The 16,173-nt window shown below is 63.5% G+C and carries 17 protein-coding genes; 9 read left to right on the top strand and 8 right to left on the bottom strand.

Annotated elements, in window-relative coordinates:
• Window positions 1-25 precede the first annotated feature (25 nt).
• The 4 genes from AC6JA3_RS01185 to AC6JA3_RS01170 all read left to right on the top strand — a co-directional run bounded on the left by AC6JA3_RS01185 (window position 26) and on the right by AC6JA3_RS01170 (window position 5,013).
• The gene (locus tag AC6JA3_RS01185) at window positions 26-1,483 is read left to right on the top strand and encodes a purine-cytosine permease family protein (RefSeq protein WP_026548540.1); all 1,458 of its coding nucleotides are present in this window, start codon (window positions 26-28) and stop codon (window positions 1,481-1,483) included.
• On the top strand, window positions 1,480-2,703 hold the full coding sequence (locus AC6JA3_RS01180; RefSeq protein WP_026548541.1) for a serine hydrolase domain-containing protein: 1,224 nt from the start codon (window positions 1,480-1,482) through the stop codon (window positions 2,701-2,703). The genes AC6JA3_RS01185 and AC6JA3_RS01180 overlap by 4 nt, the downstream gene beginning before the upstream one ends.
• Window positions 2,700-4,328 (top strand): amidohydrolase, encoded by a 1,629-nt coding sequence (locus tag AC6JA3_RS01175; protein ID WP_497919852.1) that lies wholly within the window; start codon window positions 2,700-2,702, stop codon window positions 4,326-4,328. Before AC6JA3_RS01180 ends, AC6JA3_RS01175 begins: the two co-directional genes overlap by 4 nt.
• Before the next feature lie 91 nt (window positions 4,329-4,419).
• Window positions 4,420-5,013, top strand: coding sequence for a histidine phosphatase family protein (locus AC6JA3_RS01170; protein WP_026543087.1), 594 nt, complete (start codon window positions 4,420-4,422; stop codon window positions 5,011-5,013).
• 8 nt (window positions 5,014-5,021) lie between these two features.
• Here the strand turns inward: AC6JA3_RS01170 and AC6JA3_RS01165 are convergent, their stop codons facing one another.
• Window positions 5,022-5,558, bottom strand: a complete 537-nt coding sequence (locus AC6JA3_RS01165) for a hypothetical protein (protein ID WP_026548543.1) — start codon at window positions 5,556-5,558, stop codon at window positions 5,022-5,024.
• On the bottom strand, window positions 5,555-6,148 hold the full coding sequence (locus tag AC6JA3_RS01160; protein ID WP_155854172.1) for a hypothetical protein: 594 nt from the start codon (window positions 6,146-6,148) through the stop codon (window positions 5,555-5,557). The genes AC6JA3_RS01165 and AC6JA3_RS01160 overlap by 4 nt, the downstream gene beginning before the upstream one ends.
• 228 nt (window positions 6,149-6,376) lie before the next feature.
• On the opposite strand from AC6JA3_RS01160, the gene AC6JA3_RS01155 reads away from it, so the two are divergent.
• On the top strand, window positions 6,377-7,099 hold the full coding sequence (locus AC6JA3_RS01155) for a sensor domain-containing protein (protein WP_026543090.1): 723 nt from the start codon (window positions 6,377-6,379) through the stop codon (window positions 7,097-7,099).
• 121 nt (window positions 7,100-7,220) lie between these two features.
• Here AC6JA3_RS01155 and AC6JA3_RS01150 read toward each other — a convergent pair whose 3' ends face one another.
• Window positions 7,221-7,790 carry a TetR/AcrR family transcriptional regulator gene (locus tag AC6JA3_RS01150; RefSeq protein ID WP_026548545.1) on the bottom strand — a complete coding sequence of 190 codons (570 nt, stop codon included), beginning with the start codon at window positions 7,788-7,790 and terminating at the stop codon, window positions 7,221-7,223.
• Between the two features lie 100 nt (window positions 7,791-7,890).
• Here AC6JA3_RS01150 and AC6JA3_RS01145 point away from each other — a divergent pair, with 100 nt between their 5' ends.
• Window positions 7,891-9,117, top strand: coding sequence for an MFS transporter (locus AC6JA3_RS01145; protein ID WP_051421019.1), 1,227 nt, complete (start codon window positions 7,891-7,893; stop codon window positions 9,115-9,117).
• Window positions 9,118-9,147: 30 nt separating this feature from the next.
• On the opposite strand, the gene AC6JA3_RS01140 is transcribed toward AC6JA3_RS01145, so the two are convergent.
• From AC6JA3_RS01140 to AC6JA3_RS01130, 3 genes are all read right to left on the bottom strand, one after another.
• Window positions 9,148-9,432: a hypothetical protein gene (locus tag AC6JA3_RS01140; protein WP_026548546.1), complete on the bottom strand. Its 285-nt coding sequence runs from the start codon at window positions 9,430-9,432 to the stop codon at window positions 9,148-9,150.
• A gap of 180 nt (window positions 9,433-9,612) precedes the next feature.
• The gene (locus tag AC6JA3_RS01135) at window positions 9,613-9,843 is read right to left on the bottom strand and encodes a DUF6458 family protein (RefSeq protein WP_026543092.1); all 231 of its coding nucleotides are present in this window, start codon (window positions 9,841-9,843) and stop codon (window positions 9,613-9,615) included.
• A gap of 195 nt (window positions 9,844-10,038) precedes the next feature.
• Complete coding sequence (locus tag AC6JA3_RS01130; RefSeq protein ID WP_026543093.1) at window positions 10,039-10,935, bottom strand: SDR family oxidoreductase; 897 nt, start codon at window positions 10,933-10,935, stop codon at window positions 10,039-10,041.
• Window positions 10,936-11,050: 115 nt separating this feature from the next.
• Here AC6JA3_RS01130 and AC6JA3_RS01125 point away from each other — a divergent pair, with 115 nt between their 5' ends.
• Both AC6JA3_RS01125 and AC6JA3_RS01120 read left to right on the top strand, forming a co-directional pair.
• Complete coding sequence (locus AC6JA3_RS01125) at window positions 11,051-11,317, top strand: helix-turn-helix domain-containing protein (protein WP_026543094.1); 267 nt, start codon at window positions 11,051-11,053, stop codon at window positions 11,315-11,317.
• 20 nt (window positions 11,318-11,337) lie between these two features.
• The gene (locus tag AC6JA3_RS01120; RefSeq protein ID WP_026548547.1) at window positions 11,338-13,197 is read left to right on the top strand and encodes a glycoside hydrolase family 15 protein; all 1,860 of its coding nucleotides are present in this window, start codon (window positions 11,338-11,340) and stop codon (window positions 13,195-13,197) included.
• Here the strand turns inward: AC6JA3_RS01120 and AC6JA3_RS01115 are convergent.
• Both AC6JA3_RS01115 and AC6JA3_RS01110 read right to left on the bottom strand, forming a co-directional pair.
• The gene (locus tag AC6JA3_RS01115; protein ID WP_081733660.1) at window positions 13,166-13,375 is read right to left on the bottom strand and encodes a hypothetical protein; all 210 of its coding nucleotides are present in this window, start codon (window positions 13,373-13,375) and stop codon (window positions 13,166-13,168) included. The two genes, AC6JA3_RS01120 and AC6JA3_RS01115, sit on opposite strands and share 32 nt — an antisense overlap.
• A 177-nt stretch (window positions 13,376-13,552) precedes the next feature.
• A complete protein-coding gene (locus AC6JA3_RS01110) occupies window positions 13,553-14,431 on the bottom strand; it encodes a DUF2382 domain-containing protein (protein ID WP_026548548.1) in 879 nt (292 codons plus the stop codon).
• Window positions 14,432-14,751: 320 nt separating this feature from the next.
• On the opposite strand from AC6JA3_RS01110, the gene gad reads away from it, so the two are divergent.
• Entirely contained in the window at window positions 14,752-16,152 is a 1,401-nt protein-coding gene (gene gad, locus AC6JA3_RS01105) for a glutamate decarboxylase (protein ID WP_026548549.1), read from the top strand.
• The last annotated feature ends 21 nt before the right edge of the window (window positions 16,153-16,173 follow it).

Genomic DNA, 16,173 nt, shown 5'->3' with positions numbered 1-16,173 from the left:
CGGTCTTTGCCCGAGAGGAACAGCGTTGTCCCAGCCCCATGTCACTGATCCGGTCAGCTATCCGGAACCCCTTGCCCACCCCGAAACCCGCGGCATCGAACTCATCGAGGCCTCGGAACGGCACGGCCGCGCCCGCGATCTCTTCCCCGTATGGGCGGCCCCCAACGTCAGCGTCCTGAATTTCACAGTCGGCGCCTCACTGATCCTGCTCGGCTTGGAACTGTGGCAGGCCCTCCTTGTCATCGTCGCCGGCAGCCTCCCATGGATCCTCACCGGGATCGTGGCCACCAGCGGCCCGGCCGCCGGAACATCCGGCTCCGTCATCACCCGCGCCATCTACGGGATCCGCGGCAACAGGGTAGTGGTCGCTTTCTTTGGCTGGTTCATTTCCGCCGTCTTCCTGGCCCTGAACTGGCTGGCGTCCTCCTTCATGGGCGCTGAACTCCTGGCACAGCTTGGCTTCACGGATCCCGTAGCCGGCCCGGTGACCGTCACCATCGTCGTGGCCGCGATTACCGTGGTGGTGGCAGTGTTCGGCCACAGCCTGATCCTCCGCAGCTACCCCTTGGTGGCCTCCGTGCTGCTGGCCATCTTCCTGCTGGTGACGGCGTTCGTCCTGCCCCATGTGCAATGGGATTATGCCGCCCCGGCACCGCTTGAAGGTGCTGGGCTGTGGTCTGCCGCGACCATTGGCTTCGCCATTCTGGCCTCCACTCCCCTGTCCTACAGCAACAGCCCGGACCTGGCCCGCTACCTCCCCGAGAACACCAAGCGCTCGCACATCATCGCGGCCACGGCCTTCGGAGGGGCGTTGCCGTGCATGTTCTTCACGGCCGTGGGCGCATTGCTGGCCACCGGCATCAACCCGGCAGCCATGGACCTCGGCATCGAGTCTGCACTCCTGGCCCTGCTCCCGGCCTGGCTGGGACCGATCTTCGTAGTGGGGGTCATCATCAACACGATCTCGCTGAACGGCATGACCACCTACACCGCCAGCATGGCGTTCCAGTCCATCGGCGTCCCGATCCGGCGCATCCCATCAGCCATTGTGGTCGGGGGCATCGGCGCGGCACTGACCATCTACCTCGTCATGTCCACCAGCCTCCTGGACGCCGTCAACCTGATGCTGCAACTGCTGGTCCTGATCTCCGGTCCCACCATGACCATCTTCGCCGTGGACGTCATCCTTCGCCGCAACCGCTACAAAGGCGAAGACCTCTTCAACGAGAAACCGGGCGGCCCGTTCTGGTACAGCCGCGGCTGGCACATCCCCGGCTTGCTCGCGGTGCTCCTCGGCGCCGCCGTGGCCTCACTCTTCCTCACCAACGCCGTATGGACCGGACCAATCTCGGCAGCCATGGGCTTCCTGGATCTCTCCGTACCCGTTTCCATGATCGTCACCGCCGGCGTGTACATCGCATTGACCCCCTCCCTGCGCCGCAGCACCACCACACCATCCGTCACCCAAGGAGCGCACGCATGACCGCCCCCACCGGCCACCACCCATCCCGCTATCCCGGCGCCACCGGCCAGCCAACGCTGGACACCTGGCAGGAAGGGCCGCACAACCGTTGGACGTTCGCGCACCTTGGCGAGATCGTCCCGACGGCGACAGTTTCCCGCCGCCTCCCTGACGCCACCGCTGCGGCTGCTGGCAGCTTGAACGGGCTGGGGCTCCCGGACCTGTTGCACCGGCTCGAAGAGACTTATACCGATGCCTTTCTGGTCGTGCACCACAACCAGGTCATCGCAGAGTACTACCGCCCCGGCTTCGCACCCGATGACCTGCACCTGGTGATGAGCGTTTCAAAGTCCATGTGCGGGCTGGTAGTGGGGGCCTTGATCGACTCGGGAGAGATTGTCCCCACAGCCCCCGTAGTGGACTACATCCCGGAGCTCGCCGGCTCCGCCTACGACGGTCCCACCATCCAGAACGTGCTGGATATGGCCATCCACCTCGACTACAGCGAGGACTATGTGGATCCAGCATCCGAGGTCCAGACCCATGACCGTTCCGCAGGGTGGCGCACCCGCCGCCCCGGAGACCCCCAAGACACCTATGCATTCCTGACCACCCTGACCGGGAACGGCACCGCGTCCGAATTCCAGTACTGCTCGGCCAACACCGATGTTCTTGCCTGGGTCATCGAGCGCGTCACCGGGCTGCGCTACTCCGAGGCCCTGTCCACGTATCTGTGGTCCAAACTCGGTGCAGACAGGGACGCCACCATTACCGTGGATTCCGCCGGCTTCGGCTTCGCGAACGGCGGGGTTTCCTGCACCGCCCGGGACCTCGCCCGGGTAGGGCAGCTGATGCTCGACGACGGCGAAGCTCACCTTGGCAGGGTGGTTTCCCCGGAGTGGGTTGGGAACATCCTCAATGGCGGGGATCGCGAAGCCATGGTGGACTCCTCTTTCACCGCCATCCACCCCGGCGGTTCCTATACCCGGCAGTGGTGGTGCACGGGCAACGAAAGAGGCAACGTCACGGGAATCGGCATATACGGCCAGTACCTGTGGATAGACCCACCCACCCAGACCGTGATGGTGAAACTGTCCACCTGGCCGGAGCCGGAAAGCGAGCACCTCCACCAACTCCAAAACCAGCTGCTCCTGGACGTGAGCCGCTCCCTGGATAGCCGGACTGCGGCAGATGCAGCAGCAGACGAAACAGCCCCCAAAAGCAAGGACAAAGCAGCGTGACCACCCAGCTCTACACCAACGCCCGAATCTTCACCTCCGATACCCGCCGCTGGGCCGAGGCCATCCTCGTCCAGGGCGAACGCATCCTGTACGTCGGCGACGCCGATACCGCCGAACGGCTCAGGCCCGACGCCGAACGGGTTGACCTCGAAGGCCGCCTGGTGGTCCCCGGGTTCGTGGATGGCCACGCCCACGTCGTCGGCACCGGGGAAGCTTTGGGACAGGTCAGCCTATGGGGAGCCAAATCCGTGGAGGAGATCCAGCACCGCATCAAGGTAGGGGCAGCGGAACGCCCGAATGCTGACCGGATCCTGGCCACCGGCTGGCTGCACGGCGCCATTCCCGGTGGCGTTCCTGATGCGGCGATGCTCGACGCCGTAGTTCAAGACAGGCCCGTGTATGCCTTCGCCTACGACTTCCACTCCGTGTGGGTGAACGCTGCGGCGTTGGCTGAACTCGGCATTGATCACCACACGCAGAACCCGCACGGCGGCACCATCAAGCGGGATTTGCACGGCCGTGCCACCGGCTACATCGACGAGAACGCCTTCTACGACATGGTGCTCCCCTACCTCGATGCCCAGGTCAGTAAAAGCGAACACGAGGCCAGCATTGCCGCCGTCCAACATGCCTACCGCGAAACCGGCGTGACCACCGCCTGCGACATGGGTTTCAACGAGACCGACCTTGAGGCCTTTATCCGGGCCGACAAAGACGGCACCTTGACCAGCCGGCTCATCGCCTACTGGAGGGTCAACAACGCTGGATCGGCGGAGGAAAACATAGCCCAGGTTCAGCGGGCGGCCGCGCTTGCCGTCGAACATGTTTCGCCTTTCCTGCGGGTGGTGGGCATCAAGGTCATCATTGACGGCACAATCGACGGCTGCACCGCCACCCTCGGCATGCCGTACGCCGATGGTTCGAATGCGGAGCCGATCTGGAGCCCCGAGGAACTCGCACCCGTGGTTGCAGCGGCAGATGCTGCCGGGTTGAAGGTTGCCATGCACGCGATCGGCGATGAATCGGTCCGGATCGCGATCGGAGCGGTGGAGCACGCCGTGGCGGAGAACGGCCCCCGCGAACGCCGCCACCGCATTGAGCATCTGGAGTTGGTGGACAGGGCCGACGTCGATCGCCTCGCCTCCCTGGGGATTACCGCGAGCATGCAGCCGGTCCACGCTGATCCTGCCATTAGCGGGAACTGGTGCGCCAAGCTGGGCGACGACCGCGTGGAACGCGGCTTCCCGTGGCCGTGGATCACTGCCGCCGGCGCCCGCTTGGCCTTTGGTACAGACTCGCCCACTTCCCCGCACGCACCATTGCCCAACATGTACGTAGCCACCACGCGCGCGTCCGCCTTGGATCCCTCAGCGGGCACCAACGTCCCGGAATTCGCCCTGCCACTGGCCGAGTCGATCGAACACGCCACCCGCGATTCAGCCTGGACGTGTGGCGCAGAACATCACATCGGCCGCCTGGCTGCCGGGTTGTACGCAGACTTCGTGGTCCTGGACACCGACGTCTTCGCCGCAGACGCCCCGCAGGTGCTGCTGGAAGCAAAGGTCCTGCGGACAGTGGTGGGCGGGCGCACGGTGTACGCCGCTGACCCAACCGAGCGGCACTAGCCGCAGCAAGGCGCCCGACGGCGACCTCCCGCCGTCGGGCGCTTCCTTACGTGACGTACGGAACTGCGGCACCACCACTGTGCAAGGCACAATGGAAGGCATGACCCTCACGACTTTCGCCCTCGTCCGCCACGGCCAGACCGACTGGAACGCGGAGCGGCGGTTGCAGGGTTCCACCGATATTCCCCTCAACGACGTCGGCCGGGAACAGGCGCGCGAAGCCGTCGCGTTCCTCTCGGATCAGCCGTGGGACACCGTGGTGTCCTCGCCGCTGAGCCGCGCGGCCGAAACGGCGGAAATCATCGCAGACGGGCTCGGACTGAAGGTGGCCCGGCTTGTTCCCGAGCTCACCGAACGCAGCTTTGGCCCCGCGGAAGGCTTGCAGGCAGGCCCTGAGCTTGAGGCATTGCGCATCCCGGGCGGATTCCGCGGCGGCGAAAGCGATGAAGCTGCCGCAGACCGGGGCATCGCAGCCCTGGAAGAGTTGGCCCGTGAATTCGCCGGCAAACGGGTCCTGGTGGTCGCGCATGGCACCTTGATCAGGCTGACCCTGAGCCGTGCCATCGGCCGCACCTTGGACAGCGTCCAGAACGCGGTCCTGAACCTGGCACACCACCACGTGTCGGACGGCTGGCAGCTGGAATACTTCAACGGCGAGCGCGTCCGGGTGGACATCGAAGCCTGAGTAAGCGGCTACCGACGGTTTCCCGCTGCAGGCTTGAGGGCGGCATCCAACAAACGGTCAAAGCTGGATACTCCGCTCCCGGGCGGAACTGCCGTGATCACTGCCCGCCACTTCACCGGGGCGTCCTCTTTCTGGGCAAGGACCCGCTGAACCTGCAGCCGTAACCCGGCCACGCCGTTGACCAGGAGCGGCCATGGTTCGCCAGTCCTGATCAGACGGTGAAGTTGCTGCACCGAGAGCGCCTCACTGGCGTTCCCCGTCACCTCGGCAATGGTGTCATTCACTCTTGCGGTGACTCCCTGCATGAAGTTCCTGCGCGCTGCAATGACAGGAAGCGTTAGGATTCCTGCGAAGACCACCGTGAACATGGCGACGGCGCCGATGCTTCTGAAGGCAGGCAGGAAGACCATCAGAAGCAGTCCGATAAGGACCCCCAGCACGCCAAAGATGACGAACTTCACGACGGGTTCATCGCCCGTCCTACTTTCCCACTGAACCACCGTGACCGTGCCTTTGGTGGATAGCGGCTGCTCTGGATCTTTCATGGTTGGTCCCCCTTCACTTCCATGAGCGCTTCGGCGAGGATGACCGCCTCGCGGGCTTGCTTCAGATCGTTGAGCAACCCATGGTCCGGTATCGATGCGCCGCCGCCCTTGGCCCCGGCGAGTTCATAAAGGACTGTGTTGAGGTTGTGCCGGTCTTGCTGCACCGCACGGGACGCCTTCAGTTTGGCCGCGGCGGTTTCAAGCTCTGCCAGCGACTTTTGGATAGCGTCGCGCCGGCCTCGTAGCTGGTGCATCCTTTCATTGATGCGTGTTGTCTGCGCGTGGTGGAGCGCCACCATTTTCACAGCGGTGTCGTGGAGTTCACCAAGGGCGGCGCACTTCTCCGGCCCTCCGGTGTGGCGGTCCAATTCCATCGATACACGGGCCCTGCGATGTTCCCACTTCAAGGAAGCGGCCTGGTACTTTTCCAGCAGCACTGAGACTGCGCCGAGTGCCTGGAGGACGGACCGGAGCCGGGATCCGAGGTGGGCAGCGGCGTCGTCCAGCCTCTGGATAAAGGCTGCATAGTTGTCCGGAGGCGAAGCGTTGTCCGGCGGCCTCATGGGCCAGCCACCCTGGTGGATGGGCATGCTGCACGCGCCCGCTGCGGGGTCCGACCCCCGCCCACAAAGCGGGAGCCCGGCAAGGAAAACGCTCCCCACACGCCCATGCAAAGAGGATAGTGGGTCCGGCGCGGTTGTCATAGGCCTCGTGCTGACACCTCGCACGGGATGCCTGGCACGAAAGCCAATCACCGATAGTGTTGTCTCGACTGAGGACCACTCAGCCTGGACATGAAGCACCCTTGGGGGAATGAAGTGAAAAAGTTTGCGCTGCATAGCGTCGGAATTTCGGCACTGGTGATGATGGCATTGACCGGATGCGGCGGGTCCACGGGATCCACTGGGTCGGCCACGCAGGAGGCGTCCCCATCGCAGGCTCCGGCCACAGCCAAGCAGTACACCAATGACGAGCTCATGGCACTGGTCAAGCAGGTCAAGAGCCCTTCGGGCAAGGAATTGACCGTTGCCTCCAGTGATGAGCTCTCCCAGGAGAATCCGATGAAGGCACTCCTGAGCATGTTCACTGTGGAACCGGCCGAATGTAAGGACCTGGGAACCCTGGGCGGATCAGAGGTCCTTGAGGGGTCAACAACGGCTGCCGGCGCAGACCTCGACGCTGAATCCGGAGTAATGACCATGGTGACCCTGACCTCAGGCGTTGACGTCCAGAAACTGCAGGAGAGCATCGACAAGAGCAGCGCCCAAGCCAACAAGTGCGCCAAGATGACCCTGTCCATGTCCGGCCAATCCATGAACGTGGCCACCGAAAAATTTGAGGGCATCAGCACGGTCCCGGGAACGGTCGGATACAAGACGGCCATGTCATCCGCCAGCGGTGCGTCGCAGACCACGTACATGGCCTACGCCATCAAAGACGGCGTCCTGATCTCGGCTACCGCATCCGGCAAGGGCGCCGAGGCCACGGGCGTGGCCAATGCCGGCGCAATGATGGACCAAGCCGCTGCCCTGATTAAGTAGCCGGCGCTTCAGTAGGCTTCAGTGGGCTTCAGTAAGTAACGGCCTGGGACCGCTAAGCCACAGGCAAGGGCCGTGATCCTCGAGGAGGTTCACGGCCCTTGCTGTTTGTGTGCGGCCCTTTTCAGCGGCGCGGGGATGCCTCCAGCACCATTGCCGCCAGTTCTTTCGCTACGGAAACGGCCTGGGGTTGTGCGTCGAGGTTGGAGCCGGCGACTGCCCCGTCATAGAGGAGGCAAAGCCGGGCGGAGACATCCTCCGGGCGCGCGAAGCCCTCCTCCTCGCAGAGCGAGAGCATGGCATTGGCCAGCCAATCGCGGAAGGTGCGCAACGCGGTGGACTCAACGCTGCCCGGACGGGCTTCTGCGTTGGCATTGGCGAATGGGCAACCCTTGTAGCCTGGCTCGGCAACGGCTTCCTCGAGTGCCTCGAAAATGGCCAGCAGCTTATCCACCGGCCTGTCCAACCCTTGCTGGAACCGGGCAATTCGGTCCCGCCGGCGCTGGTCCCGGCCGGCCAGGTAAGCGGCTATGAGCTCGTCCTTGCCGGAAAAGTTGTAGAACAGCGAACCCTTGGCCACACCGGCTTCTTCGATGACCCGGTCAATCCCCACAGTGTGGACGCCCTCGGAGTAGAACAACTTGTCTGCGGCATCGAGGAGTCGTTGTCGTGCTGGAACCTTGGTTGCGGACATGCAAACAGCCTATCAGACAGATCTGTCTAAAACTTCTTGACTTTATTGAACAGACCTGTCTAACTGAGGTTATTAGACCGTCCTGTCCAAGGAGTCCCCCTTGCCTCGTTCCACCCCTTCAAAATCCTCGTTCGTCGGGCTCGCAGCGGTGTTTGCAGCATTCTTTTTCGCAGCCGGAGCACCGACGCCGCTGCTTTCTCTGCGCCAACAGGAGTGGGGCTTTTCGGCCTCCGCACTGACCATTGCCTTCTCCATCTACGCGATCGGGCTCTTGGTGGCCCTCCTCATCGGGGGCACATTGTCGGATCATCTTGGAAGGCGTCCGGTGATGCTGATCGCCCTCTCCGGCGAACTGCTTTCCATGATCGTCTTCATCATGGCCCCCAACATCACGTGGGTGATCATCGCTCGAGCGGCGCAGGGCCTTGCCACCGGACTGGCCACTTCCGCTTTCAACGCAGCCATCACTGAACACGCTCCGGCGAACCGCAAGAAAATCGCCGGAGGGCTTGCGGCCGCATCCGTGGCCGGCGGATTGGGCCTGGGAGCCCTCGTCACCGGCGCCGCCGTCCAATTCACGCCGGACGCCAATACCTTGATCTTCGCGATCCTTGCGGTCATCATGGCCGCGGCCATCGCATACGTGAGCTTCACCGCGGAAACAGTGGCTGCCAAACCGGGTGCTTTGCGTTCACTCGTCCCCCGACTCAGCCTGCCGGCGTCAATTCGCCGCGAATTTGGCGCAGGCCTTCCGGTGCACATCGCGGGCTGGATGTTCCCGGCCCTGTTTTTGGGACTCTCTCCGGCATTGCTCCGGCACCAATTCGGGCTGGACGGAGGGCTCGTGGCAGGCTTCACGGCGTTCCTGGGTCCGTTCACTGCCGCTGCTGCGGGCTTCTACTTCACCCGGCATCCCGCCCGGCACAGCACCCTGGCAGGAGTGTCCCTGATCCTCGCCGGAATCGTCGTGGTCCTGATCGGGATCAGCGCCCCATGGCTGCCTGCCATCTGGATTGGCGCCGTGCTTGGAGGCGTTGGTTTTGGCGGCTCCTTCGGCGGCCAACTTCGCTTGATTGCACCCTTGGTTGAACCCCGGCAACGTGCCGGTGTTTTCGCAGGCATCTACACCGCCGCCTACCTTGCCTTCAGCATCCCGGTTGTCATCGCAGGCTTGCTGGTACCCGCATGGGGGCTCGTCCCGACACTCCAGGCTTACGGCGGAACTCTCCTGGTTTTCGCCGCCTTGGGCGTCGTGATTCAGGCTGTCCGCTTGCGGCAACAACCCGCTGCTGAGCACAATCCACTGCCGGTGAGGGTGGGCGCCTGAATCCGGACGCCCCCACCTCAGGAAGGGAAGTTAGCTGGCTTCCAAGCGCGCCTTCAACTGCTCGGCGTAGTCCGTGTAAGCCGCAGCAATTTCTTCCAAGTCAACCGTCTGGGGGAAGTCGATCACGGGCTGGTGCTCCGCCAGGAATGACGTAGTTTCTTCAACCACACGCTGCTCGTCGAAGCCACCCAGGCCTGCCTCGGACAGGAAATCCGGGTTGGTGTGGACCAGGGATTCCCCGGTTTGGCCTTCCGAGGCCCACCGGACCAGGTACTCGTTCTGATTGACAAGTTCAATGTCGAATGACTTCTCCATAGCAGCAGCCTAACGCCCGACGCGCCGTTCGCCGGCAGGAAGCCCGGGCCGAAGCGGACGCCTTCGGACCATCCCGTCACGCAAGGGGCCCGGAACTTACGCAATGACCCTTTATCGCAAGAAAGCGCACGACGGCGGCCACCCGGCGTCGTGCGCTTTCTTGCGTTTTGCGGCGGCTGCTTAGACCTCCGGGCGACGTTCGACGACGGTGTGGGGGTCGCCTCGGCGTTCAACAACAGTGCGACGCGTCCTGTTGGACATGGCGATGGAGATGATGAGGCCGATAACACCGACCACCATCAGGATGTAACCCACCAGGACCTGGTCCAGGAAGGGGATGAGTCCGGGGGCGAGCGCGAAAGCCAGAATAGCTCCGATGGCGATCAGGGCAATGGAAGAACCAATTCTCATAACGTGCTCCTCGTATACGTTCGGCGCGTGGTCAGGGGTCTTCGGCCGAATCTATACAGTCAGCATACTTATGAATGGGTACTCCTGCCAGCAATTTAAACTCTTCCGGCGGGCCGCCCGTCGGCGACGGAAGCGACCGTCAGCAGGGAAAACGCCCGTCGGCAGCGGGAGCGCCCGTCAGTGGCGGGCTGCCCGTCAGTGACCGTAACGCGCGGCCACCCTGCCGATCGCATCCTCCGGCGTTGGCGCAGGCCCGAAGACCTGCTCCTGGCGGCTGGTGTCCGCAACGTACTTCCCGGTCTCGAACCACGCCACCATACTTGCCATGTCCCCCACCAAGGGGAGGACTTTTGCCGTGACTTTGCCCAGCCCGGCAATGGCGCCCGCGGGAACGGTCATCACTTTGACCGGCTTGCCGGCCCGCTGGGAGGCGATGCCTGCAGCTTCCTGGATACTGACGGGCCGGCTCCAGCCGATGTCGATGCGCTCACCCTCAACGATGTCGGCGTCGACGGCCTCGGCCAGGTATCGGGCCACGTCACTGGCCAGGACAAAGGTCAGCCGGGCCTCCTTGGAACCGAGCCATACAAAGCGCCCCTTCGCGAAAGGGTCACCACCCATGCCCACCGCTTGGTCAAAGAAGGCGCCAGGCCGGAGCGCCACGAAGGGAACGCCGAGCTCCTGGAGCTTGTCCTCAGCCAGTTTTTTGTTCCAAAAGTGGGGGATCTGCGGGGTCTGGTCACTGGTGACAATGCTGGTCAGCACAAAGCGGGGGACGCCTGCAGACTTGGCGGCGACTGCAAGGTTGCTGTTGCCGAAGGTGTCGATTTCCTTGGCGTTCTTGTCGTTCCTCGTATATCCGGCCGCTGTCGAGATGACCGCGGAAACACCGGTCATGGCCGCGATCAAGGAGGCGGTGTCAAGCATGTCTCCCCGGGCGATCGCGACACCTTTGGCCTCGAGCTTGGCGGCATTGGACTTGGGCCTCACCAAGGCGCGGACGCTCTTTCCCCGCTTGAGGAGCTCGTCCACCACCTGGCCGCCCAGGAACCCGGTGGCACCAACAACAAGGACAGGCAGGTCTTGGGCCACGGTTTCTCCTCGGGGGTTTGGTCCTATGGTCAGTGGTAGCACGCCGCGGGAGCCTCGGGCTAGGGTACATTTCCCATCACGGCAATAGTGCACCCTCAGTGCAGTCTTTGCACTAATGGATGAAAGCACCAGCATTCTGTCCCTGGCCATCGGCGCCCGGGTGAAACAAGAGCGCCAAACCCGCGGATGGACACTCGATCAACTGGCCGAAGCCGCCGGCGTGAGTCGCCGCATGATCATCAACGTGGAACAGGGTGCCGCGAATCCCAGCGTCGGAACCCTGCTGCGCACGAGCGTGTCCTTGAACCTGGTTCCGGCTTTGGTGCCGAACAGCGTTCGGTCCGGACCGCATCCCGGACTGCCTCAGCCGTCCGGCGGGTGAGGCCGACTAGGATCTGATCCATGGCCAGGATTGAGGACTACGCGATTATCGGGGACCTGAACACCGCTGCTTTGGTGGGGCGAAGCGGATCCATTGACTGGATGTGCTTGCCACGGTTCGACTCCCCGGCCTGCTTCGCGTCCTTGCTGCACAATCCCGACGCCGGCCGCTGGCTCCTCGCCCCCGCAGGAATCCCCGAGGGAGCCACCTGCACCCGGCGCCAATACCGCGAAGACACACTGATCCTGGAGACCGAATGGGAAGTGGACGGCGGGGCGGTCCGGGTCATCGACTTCATGCCGGTCCGGGACGACGCCGTGGACCTGGTGCGGATCGTGGAAGGTATTTCGGGCGAAGTGGCCATGCAGATGGAGCTTGTCCTGCGCTTCGACTACGGCCGGGTGGTGCCATGGGTCAGGCACAGCAAGCACGGCATCAGCGCCGTAGCCGGCCCCGACTCGGCCTATCTGACCACCCATGCGCCCCTCCAAGGACGGGACAAACGTACTTACAGCGAATTCACGGTCAAGGCAGGCGAGCGCGTTCCGTTCGTGCTGCGATGGGCACCGAGCCATGAGCGGGAACCGCGACGGATCGACCCCTTCCGGGCCCTGACCGTCACGGAATCATTCTGGCTGGAGTGGATCGGCCGCAGTGAGATAGCAGGCAAATACAAGGAGCCGGTGGAGCGGTCCCTGATTACCCTCAAAGCCCTCACCTATGCGCCAACAGGCGGCATCGTGGCGGCGGCCACCACGTCCCTGCCGGAACAGGTCGGCGGCCCCCGAAACTGGGACTACCGTTACTGCTGGCTGCGCGACGCCACCTTGACCCTGCAATCGTTGCTCGCCGCCGGGTACACCGAAGAAGCCTCTGCGTGGCGGGACTGGCTGCTGCGCGCTATCGCCGGCGACCCGTCGGAACTTCAGATTGTGTACGGGCTCGACGGCGCCCGGAGACTCCCCGAGGCAGACATCCCGTGGCTTTCCGGTTATGAAGGGTCACTTCCCGTACGCACGGGAAATGCGGCAGCTCCCCAGCTGCAACTTGATGTGTGGGGCGAGGTCCTGGACGGGCTGTCCCTGACCCGGGCCGCTTTTCACGACGGTACGGTGGATAATTCCTGGGACATCCAGGTGGCCCTCATGGAGTACCTCGAAGGGGCATGGGACCAGCCAGACAACGGGCTCTGGGAGATGCGTGGACCGAGGCAGCATTTCACCCACTCAAAGGTCATGGCCTGGGTGGCTGCGGACCGCATGGTCAAGGGAGTGCGGAGCTCCGGGCTGCCCGGCCCGCATGACCGCTGGGCGGCACTCCGCAGCGAAATCCACAACGACGTCATGACCAAGGGGTTCGATGAGGAACTCAACACGTTCGTGCAGGCTTACGGCAGCAAGGAACTGGACGCCAGCCTGCTCCTGATCCCCCGCGTGGGCTTCCTTCCGCACAAGCACCCCCGGGTTTCCGGGACAGTGGATGCCATCCAGGATGCCCTCACCGATGACGGCCTGGTGCTGCGCTACCGGACCCAATCCGGGCACGACGGCCTGCCGGGCGATGAAGGCGTCTTCCTGGCCTGCTCGTTCTGGCTGGTGGATGCGCTGCTGGGCATCGGGCGCTCCCAGGAAGCAACCGAGCTCTTCGAGCGGCTGCTCACGCTGCGCAACGACGTCGGTTTGCTGAGCGAGGAATGGGACCCGCGGGCACAGCGGCAACTGGGCAACACGCCCCAGGCCTTCAGCCATTTCCCCCTCATTCACAGCGCGCTGCAGCTGCATCAGGGAGAGGCGCACAAGAGCGACACCCCACTGGCTCACGGCAAACACCCCGGGCACTCCAGCGGCGCTACCCTCCGGAGTGATCCCCGCCTTCGGTAGCGGGCGGGTACCCCTTTTCACCTTTGTGGCGCGCTTCTTCCAAGTGGAGGTCCAACTTCCGTTCGGCCTCCCGACGGCGCTGCCCCACAGTCCTGAGCTGCTGGGTTGTGGGGTCTCCCCTGTCCTCTGTCGCTGCTGCGGAGGCCATATCGGGCCAGTCCTTCTCTTGTTCGGCCATAAGGAAATCGTCCCATCGCCAGTGCTTTTGCGATAGGAAAATCTGCGGCGAGCGGCCCGCCCTGCGTCCTCGTCCGGGCTTTCGTCCTCGTCCGGGCTTTCGTCCTCGTCCGGGCTTGCGTCCTCGCCCGGGCGCAGGCGCGGCGCATGGAGAACAGGGCGGGCCGCACAACAGGCTCTACCGGCGGATGTCGTCCGCGTTGGTGCCCTCGGTTTCGATCCGCTCCTTCCGGACTTCCTCGTCCACCCGGACATCATCGGTCACAGTGTCCTTTTCGAGGCGGACCCGTTCCACCGGAACGGTCTCCTTATCCACCACCGGCTTTTCCTCGTGGAGGGTGACTTCGTGCTCACTCTCGGTCAGGTCCGGGCCGGACATGGCGTCCCCTGCATTCGCGTCAGTGATGGGCTCACGCTCCACGCGGACTTCCTCGCGCTGCACGGGGATCGTGGTGGTGACGTTCTCGGTGGTGATGTATTTGCGCAGGCGGGCCCGGCCGGCGGCCTGCTTCTCGGTGCCTACGTTGAGCCTCTCTTCCGAGCGGGTCATGGCGTCGTCGTCGTCGTTCCTGCCACCCTCGCCGCGGTAGGTGCCGCCAGTGTCCATCGCGTCCCTGGTGCCGAGGGTGTCCTGGGTACCCATTTGGTCGCGGGTGCCTACCGTCCCGGCGAAATTCGGGTCGCGATCAGTGGTGGTACCGGTGCGCAGATCGTCGCCGTGACCGCTGTAGTCGTGCCTGCCCTCCAGCCCGTAGTGCTGGTAGAGGCGGTTTTCCTCCCCCGGATCGAGGTGTCCATCTTCCGCAACGCGGGGAGCGTCCTTGATGTGGTCCTTGCTGAACGGAACCACCACGTCGTCACCTTCCACGGCGGCGTCCTGGAGCGGTATGAACGATTCCGAACTGCCAAAAAGTCCGGTCTTGACGGTCACCCAGGTGGGTTCGCCCGTGTCGTCGTCGGTGTAGAACGTGCCAATGGAGCCCACTTTGTCACCTTCTGTGGTGCGGACGTTCCCATTGAGGCCCATAAGACGGTCGATGTTTTCCCTCGCGAGCATGATGTCTCCTTGGAATGCGGTTCTCTTACTGTGGATTGCCAAGCGGGCTGCATCACCAGGCATGGTTTCCGGTCGCCGGAACAGGGAACGTTTTCAACCTGCCGGCTTTAAGGAACATCAATAAAGTAAGCATGCTTAGTGTTTGCTGGCAACCCCTCATCTGCGGATGACGAAGCGAAAAGGGCTCGACGGCGACCTGCCGCCGTCGAGCGCTTTTCCTGCGTCTTTCCACATGCCTTGGGAAGCTGGCCCGTCCCGGGTAGCGTGAGCCGAGGACAGTTGCCCCCGCCACGAGCGGACGATCCGCAAGGAGTTGCCCCATGAGCAGATCCCACAGAACGTCACAGCATGAGCCGGACACCGCCGTCGAACTTAATCCTCTGTTCAGCCGGCCGGGAGAGTCCACCATCTTTCCGCGCTTTACCTTGCCGGAAGCCGAATCGCTGCCGGCTACGGCGTACCAGGTAGTCCACGACGAAGCCATGCTGGACGGCAACTCGCGCCTGAATTTGGCGACGTTCGTCGGAACGTGGATGGAGACCGAAGCATCCACGCTCTACGCCGAAACGTTCGATAAGAACATGATCGACAAAGATGAGTACCCACAAACGGCACTGATTGAGACCCGGTGCTGGCGGATGCTCGCAGACCTGTGGAACGCGCCGGATCCGGAGAAGAGCATCGGAACCTCCACCATTGGATCCTCGGAGGCCTGCATGCTGGGCGGCCTGGCGTTGAAGCGACGATGGCAGCATGCCCGGCGGGCCGCGGGGCAATCCACGGAGAAGCCCAATCTGATCCTTAGTTCGGCAGTGCAGGTGTGCTGGGAGAAATTCTGCAATTACTGGGACGTCGAACCCCGGTTCGTGCCGGTCTCCACCGATCACCCCACTCTGGATGGCCACGATCTGGACAAGTACGTGGACGAAAACACCATCGGGGTCGTAGCCATCCTGGGAGTGACCTATACGGGCAAGTACGAGCCCGTGCAGCTGATTTCGGAGGCGTTGGATGACATTCAGGCCCGCCGCGGCCTGGACATTCCCATCCATGTAGATGGAGCCTCGGGAGCGATGGTGGCCCCGTTCCTTCAACCGGAGATCATGTGGGATTTCCGGCTGCCCCGCGTGGCTTCGATCAACACATCCGGCCACAAGTACGGGCTCGTGTATCCCGGCCTCGGGTGGGTGGTCTGGCGGGATGCTGCGGCCCTTCCCGACGACCTGATCTTCCACGTCAGCTATCTCGGAGGGGATATGCCAACGTTTGCCTTGAACTTCTCCAGGCCCGGCGCCCAGGTTTTGCTGCAGTACTACCTTTTCCTGCGTCTCGGCTTTGCCGGCTACAGGTCCGTCCAGGCCACCTCACGCGATGTGGCCCTGTACCTTTCCCATGAAATCGGAGCCATGGACGCCTTCACCCTGTGGAGCGATGGGTCCGACATTCCGGTGTTTGCCTGGCAACTCAGCGACGGCTACACAAAGCATTGGAACCTCCATCACTTGTCCGAGCGGCTGCGGATGAACGGCTGGCTGGTCCCCGCCTACCCCCTGCCTGACGGACTAAGTGATGTGACCGTGCAGAGGATCGTGGTCCGCAACGGTTTCACACGGGACCTCGCCTCCAGTTTCCTGGCCGACCTCAAAAAGGAAGTGGACTACCTCGACAGCCTCACAGCACCAATGCCCACGGACAAACAGTCTGAAGGCTTCCACCACTAACCCCGGGAAGGGCAGTTGCGC

The sequence above is a fragment of the Arthrobacter sp. TmtSoilC79 genome (assembly GCF_059739405.1).
The sequence above is the reverse complement of the archived record's forward strand: the minus strand, read 5'-3'. Positions and strand labels throughout refer to the sequence as shown.